Annotated in this window: 13 protein-coding genes; all 13 read left to right on the forward strand. The window is 49.4% G+C overall.

Translation table 11 applies throughout. The features are described 5' to 3' along the window. Nucleotides 1-62: 62 nt before the first annotated feature. The 13 genes from QZ323_RS06200 (at nt 63) to folK (ending at nt 13276) form a co-directional block, all read left to right on the forward strand. Entirely contained in the window at nt 63-1427 is a 1365-nt protein-coding gene (locus QZ323_RS06200; protein ID WP_294633716.1) for a hypothetical protein, read from the forward strand. Between the two features lie 37 nt (nt 1428-1464). After that, nucleotides 1465-2583, forward strand: coding sequence for an imelysin family protein (locus QZ323_RS06205; protein WP_294633717.1), 1119 nt, complete (start codon nt 1465-1467; stop codon nt 2581-2583). A gap of 245 nt (nt 2584-2828) precedes the next feature. Next, nucleotides 2829-4268 carry a di-heme oxidoredictase family protein gene (locus tag QZ323_RS06210; protein ID WP_294633719.1) on the forward strand — a complete coding sequence of 480 codons (1440 nt, stop codon included), beginning with the start codon at nt 2829-2831 and terminating at the stop codon, nt 4266-4268. Nucleotides 4269-4282: 14 nt separating this feature from the next. Then, complete coding sequence (locus tag QZ323_RS06215; RefSeq protein ID WP_294633744.1) at nt 4283-5494, forward strand: porin; 1212 nt, start codon at nt 4283-4285, stop codon at nt 5492-5494. A 17-nt stretch (nt 5495-5511) separates the two neighbouring features. Continuing rightward, nucleotides 5512-6243, forward strand: coding sequence for a hypothetical protein (locus QZ323_RS06220; RefSeq protein ID WP_294633720.1), 732 nt, complete (start codon nt 5512-5514; stop codon nt 6241-6243). A 16-nt stretch (nt 6244-6259) separates the two neighbouring features. Next, a complete protein-coding gene (locus QZ323_RS06225) occupies nt 6260-7414 on the forward strand; it encodes a Rid family hydrolase (RefSeq protein ID WP_294633721.1) in 1155 nt (384 codons plus the stop codon). A 410-nt stretch (nt 7415-7824) separates the two neighbouring features. Further along, a complete protein-coding gene (locus QZ323_RS06230; protein ID WP_294633722.1) occupies nt 7825-8721 on the forward strand; it encodes a methyltransferase domain-containing protein in 897 nt (298 codons plus the stop codon). Then, nucleotides 8702-9586 (forward strand): permease-like cell division protein FtsX, encoded by an 885-nt coding sequence (locus tag QZ323_RS06235; protein WP_294633724.1) that lies wholly within the window; start codon nt 8702-8704, stop codon nt 9584-9586. Before QZ323_RS06230 ends, QZ323_RS06235 begins: the two co-directional genes overlap by 20 nt. Before the next feature lie 70 nt (nt 9587-9656). Then, a complete protein-coding gene (locus QZ323_RS06240) occupies nt 9657-9911 on the forward strand; it encodes a DUF3098 domain-containing protein (RefSeq protein WP_294633726.1) in 255 nt (84 codons plus the stop codon). A 58-nt stretch (nt 9912-9969) separates the two neighbouring features. After that, nucleotides 9970-10773, forward strand: a complete 804-nt coding sequence (locus QZ323_RS06245) for an undecaprenyl-diphosphate phosphatase (RefSeq protein WP_294633728.1) — start codon at nt 9970-9972, stop codon at nt 10771-10773. Nucleotides 10774-10776: 3 nt separating this feature from the next. After that, the gene (truB, locus tag QZ323_RS06250; protein ID WP_294633730.1) at nt 10777-11505 is read left to right on the forward strand and encodes a tRNA pseudouridine(55) synthase TruB; all 729 of its coding nucleotides are present in this window, start codon (nt 10777-10779) and stop codon (nt 11503-11505) included. Between the two features lie 242 nt (nt 11506-11747). After that, nucleotides 11748-12806 (forward strand): tRNA preQ1(34) S-adenosylmethionine ribosyltransferase-isomerase QueA, encoded by a 1059-nt coding sequence (gene queA, locus QZ323_RS06255; RefSeq protein ID WP_294633732.1) that lies wholly within the window; start codon nt 11748-11750, stop codon nt 12804-12806. Then, nucleotides 12806-13276, forward strand: coding sequence for a 2-amino-4-hydroxy-6-hydroxymethyldihydropteridine diphosphokinase (folK, locus tag QZ323_RS06260; RefSeq protein WP_294633734.1), 471 nt, complete (start codon nt 12806-12808; stop codon nt 13274-13276). The genes queA and folK overlap by 1 nt, the downstream gene beginning before the upstream one ends. Nucleotides 13277-13317: the final 41 nt, after the last annotated feature.

Here is a 13317-nt window from a genome sequence, read left to right on the forward strand (position 1 = left end):
AGGTATTGCCAGCTTTTTTACTCCCCTTTATCTTTGCATCGACAAAAATATTAAGATAAAAGATGAAAAAAATAACAAATTTGTGTGTGCTGTGTCTCTTGTTCTTTGCGACTACTTTACAGGCTATGGAACCGGAAAAAGTGCTTTCCGTGGAAAGACAAACCGAAACTATGGCGAAGAAGGAACAAACGGTAAATGGTGAGGAGTACAAAAAGTTCCGCTTTGGCGGATACGGAGAGATGGTCGCGAAATTCATGAACTATGGAACAAACCGTTTTTATGGCGGTGTGGACAATAGCGATCATCGTAATACGATCTCCATTCCTCGCTTTGTATTGGCTTTCGACTATAAGTTTAACTCTAAATGGGTATTGGGTGCTGAGATAGAGTTCGAATCGGGAGGCGTAGGTATAGAGACCGAACTCGAAAATTCGGAGAACGGTGAGTATGAGACAGAGATGGAAAAGGGTGGGGAAGTAGCTCTCGAGCAGTTTCATATCACTCGGTTGATACATCCGGTGTTCAATGTGCGTGCAGGACATCTGATTGTACCCGTCGGACTGACCAATGCTCATCACGAGCCCATTAACTTCTTCGGCACGTCCCGTCCGGAAGGAGAGACGACGATAATCCCCTCTACGTGGCACGAAACAGGGTTGGAGTTCTTCGGTTCCTTCGGCAAACGGTATGCCCGTTTCGACTATCAGGCGATGGTTGTCGCAGGACTGAATGCAGATGGATTCGGGCGCGACAACTGGGTAGCGGGTGGCAAACAAGGACTTTTCGAAGCAGATAATTTTACATCGCCTGCCTATGTGGCACGTCTGGACTATAAAGGCCTGCCAGGCCTGCGCATAGGCGCTTCGTTCTACTATTGCCGGGATGTCACAGCCAATGCTGATAAGAAGTATAAATACAGTAGCGTAGGCGCTTCGGCACTGAAGATATATTCTGCTGATGCACAGTTCCGAAACAAATACCTAACGATACGCGGTAACATCATCTATGGAGACTTGGAGAACTCTTCAGCGATTAGTAAGATTACCCTTTCCAATAATTCCAATTACTATCATGGTACCATGCGCAATATCGCTCAGAATGCTTTGTGTTATGGGTTGGAGGCGGGAATCAACCTGAGTGCTTTCTTCCCGAAGGAGAAGAAGTGTCCGGTTATTTATCCGTATGCCCGTTACGAATATTATAATCCGCAGGAAGAAGCGGAAGGTAGCGCCATGATCGAGAAACGTTGCCAGGTGAGTAAATGGACGGTAGGACTTAACTGGTTTGCTTTGCCCAATCTGGTGGTAAAAGCCGATTATATGACCCGCAAGATCGGTACGAACAAAGTGTTCGGATCGACTAAATACAACAATGAGAATGAGTTTGCCATCGGAATAGCTTATGTAGGGTGGTTTGTGAAAAAATAAATCGGAAGAATATTAATCATTAAAACATATAAATAAAATGAAGAAGTTTTTTTATTTGTCAGCCCTCGCCATGGGGTTGATGTTCATTGTTACGGCTTGTAGTGATGAAGACACTACGGAGATTGATGCTAAAAACCTGGACTATACGGTCGAAAATGCAAGCAGTTGGGGAAACTATATGCGTGTGGTAGCGCAGTTGTTGGTGAATGATGCCACGATATTATATGACGATTGGGCAGTAAAGTACAACGAAGGTGGAAGTTATGCTTCATTTTTCAAGAATCAGGATGCCCTGACAAGCATAGAACAACTGATTGATGGTTGCGTGGACATAGCCAATGAAGTAGGCACCGCCAAGATAGGCGATCCGTACGACCTTTATAAAAATAGCGAATATGAGAAAGCCCTTTATGCAGTAGAGTCGTGGTATAGCTGGCATTCCCGTGAAGACTATCGTAACAATATCTATTCTATCCGTAACGTATATTACGGAACACGCACCGGAGCCATTAGCGACCTGTCCCTTTCGAAAGCGGTAGCAGCGGTAAATGCTTCTCTTGATGCGTCAGTGAAGAAAGCGATTGATGATGCAGCAGCAGCCATCTGGGCTATTCCGAGTCCTTTCCGTAACAATATCTATAGCAGTGAAACTGAAAAAGCGATGGAAGCTTGTGCCGTATTGGAAGAAGTGCTCAAAGGAGGACTGAAAAGCTGTGTTGAAGGCATTGACAAAACTGTTCTCTCAGCAGTTGTAGCCAACTATGTGGATGTAGTTGTATTACCTACTTATGCTGATCTGAAGGCAAAGAACATAGCTCTTCTTAGTGCAGTAGAGGCTTTCCGGATTGCTCCGAATAATGCGAACTTCAAAGCCTGTGCCACGGCATGGCTCACAGCCCGCGAACCGTGGGAAACCAGTGAGGCATTCCTTTTCGGTCCGGTTGCTGACAAAGGTCTTGACCCCAACATGGACAGTTGGCCCCTCGACCAAGAGGGTATCGTACAGATTCTGACTTCCGGCAACTATACTGATCTAAATTGGGATGGTGACTATGACGAAGAAAATGATCAGATAGCTAGTGCACAGTCATTGCGCGGTTATCACACGTTAGAGTATCTGATCTTTAAGGATGGAGAGGCTCGTACGGTTCAGTAAAATTTGGTTCTTTAAAGACCTGATCTTTCAGAAAGTAAAAGCTCACCACAGATTACGCAGAGATTTGCCACAGATTATCCGGATTTCTATAGATTATTTACTCTCATTATAAGTGTTGATGATAAAAATCTGTGCCAATTCGTGTAATCTGTGGTGAATACTGGTTTTTGATATACCCTGCAGCTTTCATGGCGGGTATCGATAAGTGTTGGCTACATATTTTTGCAATAATGATTCAAGAACACATGAATGATCTGTTAAGAAAATTGTTCACAATATATTGCAGTTGCTCGCTGTTGGCATTATGCGCTTGCGAGAACGAGGGAATGACTGCGGATGACATGGCAGTACCTGCCGGATTTGCCCTTTCGGCAGGTACTGCCACTAATTTTCTGACTTCTTCCTTTGCCTACGACCGGTCGGCCGACTGGGTGACGGGAGAGTATGACAAGCGCTTTACTCGTGGCGACAAACTGTATGACGACAATCGCACCAGCAGCAACGGGATAGGAGGAGGACTGGGACCGGTCTATGCCGGTTATTCCTGTGGCAGCTGCCATCGCAATGCAGGACGCACACAGCCTACTTTGTGGAGTGAAGGCGGTTCCGGAAGTTCAGGATTCTCGTCCATGTTGGTGTATGTCAGTCGGAAGAACGGGGCTTTCTTCCAGGACTACGGGCGTGTACTTCACGATCAGGCGATTTACGGGGTGAAACCGGAAGGAAAACTGAAAGTGGAATATACCTATGAAACGTTCCAGTTCCCCGATGGTGAGAAATATGAGTTGTGTAAGCCCACTTATTCCATTTATGAATGGTATGCGGACAGCATTAAGCCCGAAGAATTATTCTGTACCGTGCGTATCCCTCTACGCCACGTCGGTATGGGGCAGATGATGGCTCTCGACCCGGTTGAGATAGAAGCCCTTGCGGCAAAGAGCAATTATCCGGAATACGGCATCAGTGGGCGTTGCAACTATATCACCGAACGAGGTGTGCGAAGCCTGGGACTGTCCGGCAACAAGGCGCAGCATGCCGACTTGACCGTAGAACTCGGTTTCTCCAGCGATATGGGTGTCACTAACAGCCGCTATCCCGAAGAGATCTGCGAAGGACAGGTGCAAGTGAGTCAGGGCAGCATGATGGGGCTCTCCTATGCCCAGCTGGAGGTGTCGACGGAAGATATGGAGAATGTAGACCTCTACATGCAAAGCCTCAGTGTGCCAGCGCGCCGTAACGTGAACAACGAGCAAGTGAAACGGGGAGAACGGAACTTCTATGAGGCGAAATGTCATCTTTGCCATGTGACCACGCTTCATACCAAGCCACGCGGTTCCGTTCTGCTGAACGGGACCCGCCTGCCGTGGCTGGGCAGCCAGACCATCCATCCCTATTCCGACTTCCTGCTTCATGACATGGGGTCGGAAATCATGGGTGTAGGGTTGAACGACAATTACGTAAGCGGTCTGGCGCGGGGCAACGAATGGCGCACTACCCCCCTTTGGGGAGTGGGACTGCAGGAGACTGTCAACGGACATACCTATTTCCTGCACGACGGCCGTGCCCGGAACTTTGTCGAAGCAATCATGTGGCACGGTGGTGAAGGCGAAGCCTCTAAGAACATTTTCAAGAAGATGACAAAAGAAGATCGTGATGCCATGATCGCATTTTTAAAATCACTATAAAACGAAGAGCAATGATAAGAAAATTAATTTTAATGGTTGCGCTGGCTTCTCTTTCATTGATAGCCGTGGCACAGCATGAAGAAGATACCGAGAACGGCGTAGTTTCACTTGCCGGAAGAGAGGGATTCACCATCGGAACAAAGAAAGGTGATTTTGTATTCAAACCCTATTTGCTGGTGCAGACTTGTGCCAATTTCAACTGGTATGACGACGAAGGACTGGACAAGGCGTACAATCAGGACAATATAGCCAATTCCGGCTTCTCCATCCCTTACGCCGTACTGGGTTTCACGGGAAAAGCCTTTGGAAAGGTCTCTTTCAATCTCTCCATCAACGCGGCGGCGAGTGGCGGTGCATTGCTCCAGCAGGCTTGGTTCGATGTGCAACTCAAGAAACAGTTTGCCATACGTGCCGGAAAGTTTAAGACTCCTTTTGCACATGCCTACCTGACGACATTGGGCGAAACCCTCTTCCCCCAGTTGCCCCTTTCGCTGACTTCGCCTGTCATCTTGCCATACTCGCTGAATGCAGTGACCCCGAATATAGGTACTGGTTTCGACCTGGGTGTAGAAATCCACGGATTGCTGGCGGATAAGTTTGGCTACGAAGTCGGTCTGTTCAATGGTACCGGTGTTGCCGTGAACGTTGCCACGAAGACTGTGAGTGACGATTGGCATATCCCCTCTTTGCTGTATGCAGGGCGCTTCACCTACATGCCTAAGGGAGTGATGCCCGCCACTCAGGGTAGTCCCAACCGCCTTAAGGAAGACAAGATACTGTTCGGTGTCTCAGCTTCCATCAATGTGGAGAGCGAAAATGAGAGTACCAACGACAGCCGTGTGGGGGTGGAATTTGCCATGCTGAAGAATAGGCTTTATCTGGCGGCCGAAGCATACTATATGCATGTGGGCTTCACCGACCGCCAGAAGATCAACGAAACCTATAACTACCTTGGCGGTTATGCGCAAGGCGGTTACTTCATTGCCCCCCGCTTGCAGGCAGCTCTTCGTTACGACTTTTTCAACCGTAACGGTACGGGCGATGACGGATTCCTGAACATGCCTGCCGTAGGCATGAACTATTTTTTCAAAGGCTGCAACCTAAAATTGCAGGCGATGTATCAGTACGTGGCACGTACGGGGCATAAGACACAGCTCGACCGCGACAACGACAATCTGGGGCTTGCCACTCACTCGGCTACCGTCATGTTACAATATACTTTCTAAAAAACAGCAGGAAGGATATGAAGAACTATATATTATTCCTTGCCGCCATCTGGACAACCGTCTCTCTTTGTTCGTGCGACGACGGCAGGATTTACGAGCAGCATGTGGACATAGAGCGTGGAGGATATGTTTTGAAGTTGACCGGACGCTTCAGCGGACTGGGCAATTGGGCGGACGGATACAGCGTGGTCGTGGCAGGTTTCAATGACAAGAGCGAGTATGCAGTCATTACGAAATCGTTGCCGCTGAACCAGTCCGACGGGACTGAGGTCGTGATGACGCTTGGCGGCATAAACGACGAGGTGACAGTCTTGAAACTCTGTGTCATCAATCGCTTGCGGGAGTGCGTCGCCGACTTCCATACCATAGAGTGCGAAGAGATATTCGCATCAGCGGACACCATCATGATGAATGTCGGCACACTGGACGTAGGCATGTACAGTGCCATTCAGTCGCAGGTGTTTGACAAGAAATGCACGATGTGTCACGGAGAAACGGGTACGGCAGCGGGTAATCTGTTTCTGACAGCGGATAAGAGCTACCATGCACTGGTCAACCGGCCTGCCTACAAGAACAGCGACCTGCTGTTGGTTAAACCGGGCGAAGCAGAGGAGAGCTTTCTGCACCTAGTCCTGAACCGGGACGGCGACACGAATATGCACCATCTGGACCTCTTTTCCGAGAAAGAACAGTTGGCTCTGAAACTGATAGACGACTGGATCAACAGGGGGGCTTTCTTAAACAATTGACTAATTTACATGGGATATGAATGTTAACGAACAGCATACTGACTGGTCGGGAAAGACACTGACCGAAATATTTAGATATGAAGCAGGGCAAGGAGTGTCAGAATTTCACGTGATGATTCACTCTATCCAGCCCGAAGACACTTATCAACAGCAACTGAGCGCTGTAGCAGACGCATATAACGAAGTATTGACCCGCGAACTGAAAGGAGCGGTTGCTGTTTTCAAACGTTGCTTCCTGAGCGATGCAGCCAATCAGGCGGACATTTTGCAGGCTTTTATGGCCGAAAATTCCGATTGCGCTCTTTCTATTGTAGAGCAGCCGCCCCTGAATGGGACAAAGATTGCATTGTGGGTTTATCTGCAGACTGATGTACAGACACGGGTCCTGCACAACGGACTCTTTGAAGTGAAGCACGGAGCTTATCGCCAACTTTGGGGAGGAAGCGCCTTCAACCGTGCCGCCAACTCGGAATATCAGACCCGCTTGTTGCTGAACGATTACGTGATGCAACTCATGGAGCAGGGCTGTACGCTGGCAAACGACTGCATCCGCACCTGGTTTTTCGTACAGAACGTAGATGTGAATTATGCCGATGTAGTGAAGGCGCGCAATGAAGTCTTTGTCACGCAGAATCTGACGGAAAAGACCCACTACATCTCCAGCACAGGTATCGGTGGCCGCCATGCCGACCCGAAAGTCCTCGTGCAAATGGACACCTATGCCGTGGCAGGTCTACAGGCAGGACAAATCCATTTTCTCTATGCTCCCACTCACCTGAACCCCACTTACGAATATGGTGTCAGTTTCGAGCGGGGTACTTATGTAGACTATGGCGACCGTCGCCACGTGTTCATCTCCGGTACGGCAAGCATCAACAACAAAGGTGAAGTGGTTCATCCTGGCGACATCCGTAAGCAGACGGAACGGATGTGGGAGAATGTGGAAGCCTTGCTGAACGAAGCGGAATGCACGTTCGAAGACTTGGGACAAATGATAGTCTATCTGCGCGACATTTCCGACTATGCTGTAGTAAAGAAGATGTACGACAGTCGCTTTCCCGCTATCCCGAAAGTCTTTGTGCATGCCCCCGTATGCCGTCCGGGCTGGTTGATAGAGATGGAGTGCATGGGCGTCCGCTCCTTGAAGAACGAGGCTTACGCTCCTTTCTGACCCATCAGGACATGCCTGTCCTGGCATTCTGTCCGATGGGCATAGGAGCCTTATTCAAAAACGCATCCGCTTCATACCTGTTCTCTATCTGCCCCATACCCACTTTATGTTTTTTTATACAGAGGCGTATGGAGATGATGTAGCCCTGATAGGGAGCGGATGCTCTCGGATGAGAACCTTTATCGATTGATAGATGACATTAATGCAAACAATGGTCAATAGTGTATTTAACTGTCAACTATCGACTATTGCATTCAACTGTAACGGAGTGAAGCATAGTGATTCCCTTATTTATTAAATCTCCTTAACAAAATCCCCATACCTCACTTTTTATTTGTTTATTTGCGCCAAATTAGGGTATAGTGTGGTCCGGTGGGTTCGGACTGTGCTTCATTTTTGCAAAACGTTCGATGAATAAACTCACAATAAAAGTCTGTCCGGTATGCGGTGGTACGCATATGGAGCATGCTATGACTTGCATAGACCATTATGCTTCCGGCGAAGCATTCCATCTGTGCCGATGTCAGAGTTGCGGCTTCCTTTTTACGCAGGACTTCCCTGTAGAGGCAGAGATAGGCAGATATTATGAAACGCCCGATTACATCTCCCATTCCGATACGAAAAAAGGACTCATGAACAGGGTGTACCATTGGGTACGCAGCTATATGTTGGGTCGTAAGGCGCGTCTGGTGATTCGCGAGGCGCACCGAAAAACGGGATGCCTGTTGGACGTCGGTACGGGAACCGGTTACTTCGCTGCCACCATGAAGCGACGGGGCTGGGAAGTGGAGGCTGTGGAGAAGAACGCGCAAGCCCGTCAGTTTGCCAAGGAGCACTTCGGGCTTGAAGTGAAACCCGATACGGAGTTGCAGAGATTTACTGAGGGGAGCTTCGACGTCATCACCTTGTGGCACGTCATGGAGCATCTGGAGTACCTGAATGATACGTGGGATACACTGAACACCCTGCTGGCAGAGCGAGGCGTGCTGATAGTTGCCGTGCCCAACTGCTCTTCGTACGACGCAAAGAAGTATGGTGCACTGTGGGCAGCTTACGATGTCCCGCGCCACTTGTGGCACTTTACGCCCGCCACCATCCAGCGGATAGCGGCTAAACACGGTTTCATATGGGCTGCACACCTCCCGATGCCGTTCGATGCCTTTTATGTGTCGATGTTGAGCGAGAAATATATGGGTCATTCCCTTACTTTCTTCTGGGGAATGCTGAGCGGCATGCGGGCATGGCTCAGTACATTAGGAAGAAAAGAACAAAGTAGTTCGATGATTTATGTATTCAGGAAGAAGTAGAAATAATACTGTATCTTGCTTTGATATGCAGTTCGTCACCTCTAGCATCAGTACGACATTGGTGTTGTTGCTGTTGGGGCTGGTTGTGTTTTTTGTGCTTGCTGCCCACAACCTTTCGGTGTATGTCAAGGAGAATATCAATTTCTCCATTATCCTCAGCGATGACATGAAGGAGGCGGATATCCTGAAATTTCAGAAGAAGCTGGACAAGGAAGCCTTTGTGCGCTCCACAGAGTATATCTCCAAGAAGCAGGCGCTCCACGAACAGATCGAGGCGATGGGGGTAGACCCACAGGACTTTCTGGGATATAATCCTCTGCACGCCTCTATCGAGGTGAAACTGCATTTCGACTATGCCAATGCAGACAGCATAGCTCGGATAGAGAAGCTGATTAGAAAGAACACTAACGTGCAGAAAGTGCACTATCAGGAAGACCTGATTGATATGGTCAATAAGAATGTCCGTAATATCAGCCTGCTGTTGTTGGGACTTGCCGTATTGTTGACTTTCATATCCTTTGCATTGATCAATAATACGATACGGCTGACCATCTACTCCAAACGCTTCCTCATCCATACGATGAAGTTGGTGGGAGCGAGTTGGGGCTTTATCCGGCGTCCGTTCTTGTGGCGCAACTTCTGTATCGGTGTGCTGGCGGCTGTCATTGCCGACGGTATCTTGTGGGCTGCTGCCTATTGGCTGGTGACGTATGAGCCTGATTTGATTTGTGTGATTACGCCCGATGTCATGTTGTTGGTTTCCGCATCGGTGCTGGTGTTCGGGGTGTGCATTACGTGGTTTTGCGCATACCTTTCCACCAACAAGTATCTGCGGATGAAGGCAAGCACGCTCTACTACATCTGATGATGTGTGTCCGGCGACAGACGGCTGACGATGAGAGATAGAATAGTAATGTAATTTATATAGATAAGAAATGAGTAAAGAGAAATTTGCTTTCGATAAGACCAACTTTATCCTGCTTGCCGTTGCAATGGCGGTAGTGATTGTCGGTTTTATTCTGATGACCGGTCCTGTGTCTACTCCGGAGCACTTCGAACCGGATATTTTTAGTGCGAGGCGCATTAAGGTAGCTCCGCTTGTCTGTCTTGCAGGCTTTGTCTTCATGATCTACGCCGTGTTGCGCAAACCCCGCAGCAAGCAGGCCGACCAAGAAAGACCGGAAGCGTGAAGCCCCCGTATCCCCCAAAAAATCAAAATTCATAATTCAAAATTCATAATTAAACTATATGGAATGGTTTGAGGCACTTATCCTGGGGCTGATCCAGGGGCTGACAGAATATCTGCCGGTGAGTAGCAGCGGACATCTTGCCATCGGCTCAGCGTTGTTTGGCATTCAGGGAGAAGAGAATCTGGCGTTTACGGTGGTAGTGCATGTGGCTACGGTATTCAGTACGCTGGTTGTTTTGTGGAAAGAGATCGAATGGATCTTCAGAGGCCTGTTCAAGTGGCAGATGAACGACGAGACGCGCTACGTGATTAATATCCTGATTTCCATGATACCGATAGGCATCGTAGGCGTGTTCTTCAAGGACGAGGTGGAGGCAATCTTTGGTTCGGGGTTGCTGGTTGTGGGCTGCATGCTGCTGCTGACTGCCGCTTTGCTCTCGTTCTCTTACTACTATAAGCCGAAGCAGAAAGAGAACATCTCGATGAAAGACGCGTTTATCATCGGTTTGGCTCAGGCTTGCGCCGTGCTTCCGGGGCTTTCCCGTTCGGGTTCTACGATTGCTACGGGACTGCTGCTGGGCGACAACAAGGCGAAACTGGCACAGTTCTCGTTTCTGATGGTGATGCCGCCGATATTGGGTGAGGGACTGCTGGACAGCTTGAAGCTGATGAAAGGCGAAGAGATTGCGGGCAGCATCTCGACGTTGTCATTGCTGATAGGCTTCGTGGCAGCTTTCGTGTCGGGCTGTCTGGCTTGTAAGTGGATGATTAACATTGTGAAGAGAGGCAAGCTGGTCTATTTCGCCATCTACTGTGCGATGGCCGGTATCGTAACTATCATTCTGTCACAAATGCAAGGTTAACAGATGAATTTCAAAGAAGGAGAAGTACTTTATTTCAATAAGCCGTTGGGGTGGACCTCGTTCAAGGTCGTGGGACATGCACGTTACCACATCTGCCGGCGGCTGAAGGTGAAGAAACTGAAAGTAGGCCATGCCGGCACGCTCGATCCTCTGGCTACGGGGGTGATGATTGTCTGTACGGGCAAGGCTACGAAGCGGATTGAAGAGTTCCAGTATCACACGAAGGAATACGTCGCCACCATCCGGATGGGCGCCACGACCCCTTCCTACGACTTGGAACATGAGATAGATGCCACCTATCCTACGGAACACATCACCCAAGGGCTGGTGGAAGAGACATTGAAGAAGTTTGTCGGCGAGATACAGCAGGTTCCACCCGCTTTCTCTGCTTGCATGGTGAACGGCAAGCGCGCTTACGACCTGGCCCGTAAGGGGGAGGAAGTGGAGTTGAAGCCGAAGCTTCTGGTGATAGACGAGATAGAACTGCTGGAGTGCAACCTGCCGGATATCAAAGTGCGCGTAGTGTGCAGCAAAGGTACCTATATCCGTGCGCTGGCCCGCGACATTGGCGAAGCACTGCAGAGCGGGGCACATCTGACGGCTTTGGAGCGCACCCGCGTGGGAGATGTCTGGCTGGCAGACTGCCTCGACCCGATGGACTTCAAGGAGTGGATAGACGCTCAGGAGATAGACACGGAGGAAGACACAAAGGATTTCCAGCAGACAAGTTGACAAGGGGATAAGGGAAAATGCTTGCTTGCCATCAGGCTAAGAGTTATAACCTGTACTTTTCTTTTTGTCAGTTTGTCGATTGAACCCTCGTCAACTAAGAAGTTTCGCTTGCGAAACTCAAATAACTCAATAAATCAAAAAAGAAGTAACTCAAACGATTTAATAACTCAAAAAACAAGTGACCCGAATAACTCAATAACTCAAACCCCAAGTAATTCAAAAACTCAATAACTTAAAATAATATGAAACTGTCGCAATTTAAATTTAAGCTTCCGGAAGAGAGAATTGCTTTACATCCTACAAAGTACAGAGACGAATCGCGCCTATTGGTACTTCACAGAAAGACGGGCGAGATCGAGCATAAAGAGTTTAAGAATGTCCTGGACTACTTTGACGAGAAAGACGTATTCATCTTCAACGACACCAAAGTATTCCCTGCCCGGTTGTATGGCAATAAAGAGAAGACCGGCGCACGTATCGAAGTATTCCTCCTGCGCGAGCTGAACGAAGAACTCCGCCTATGGGATGTGTTGGTGGACCCCGCCCGTAAAATCCGCATCGGCAACAAGTTGTATTTCGGTGACGACGACTCTATGGTAGCTGAGGTTATCGACAATACGACCTCCCGCGGACGTACGCTCCGTTTCCTCTACGACGGTCCGCACGACGAGTTCAAGAAAGCTTTGTATGCCTTGGGCGAGACTCCGCTGCCGCACAGCATCGTCAACCGCCCGGTGGAGCCGGAAGATGCAGAACGCTTCCAGTCCATCTTTGCCCGCAACGAGGGTGCGGTGACGGCTCCTACTGCCAGCCTGCATTTCAGCCGCGAGCTGATGAAACGTCTTGAGATCAAGGGTATCGACTTTGCATACGTCACGCTGCACGCCGGACTAGGAAACTTCCGCGAGATTGATGTGGAAGACCTCACGAAGCACAAGACGGATTCCGAACAGATGATTGTGAGCGATGAAGCTGTCAGAATAGTGAACCATGCGAAGGACACGAACAGACAGGTTTGCGCCGTGGGTACTACGGTGATGCGTGCCATCGAGAGCACCGTAAGCACCGACGGACACCTGAAGTCCTACGAAGGCTGGACGAACAAGTTTATCTTCCCGCCCTACGACTTCACCGTGGCCAATGCCATGATATCCAACTTCCACATGCCGTTTTCCACGCTGCTGATGATTGTTGCCGCTTTCGGCGGTTACGAGCAGGTGATGGAGGCATACGACGTGGCACTGAAGGAAGGCTACCGTTTTGGTACGTACGGAGATGCGATGCTGATTATCGACAAGTGATGCGCGTTTATCTGGGTTTAGGAACAAATCTCGGCGATAAGGAGCAGAACCTCCGCAGCGCCGTGCAACTTATCGGAGAGCGGGTAGGGGAGATCATTTCCCTGTCCGCTTTTTATGCCACTGCCCCTTGGGGATTCGCTTCCGAACATGCTTTTCTGAATGCCGCCGCCAGTGTGGAGACCTCTCTGCCGCCGATGGAGCTGCTTTCCGTAACTCAGGGCATCGAGCGGGAGATGGGACGTACGCACAAGTCGGTGGATGGGGTGTATAGCGACCGGGTGATAGACATCGACCTGCTGCTTTGCGACAGCCTTGTACTTGATACGCCTCTGCTGAGGCTTCCCCATCCGCTGATGCAGGAACGCCGCTTCGTGATGGAACCGCTGGCGGAGATAGCGCCCGACCTGATGCATCCGTTGCTGGGAAAGACGCTGCAGGAGCTGTTTCGCAACCTGAAGGATAAGGAATGATTTCCGAACAATTCCCGAACAGCTTCCGAACAATTCCCGAA

Origin of the sequence: uncultured Bacteroides sp. (genome assembly GCF_910585845.1) — a bacterium.
Taxonomy (GTDB): Bacteria; Bacteroidota; Bacteroidia; order Bacteroidales; family Bacteroidaceae; genus Bacteroides.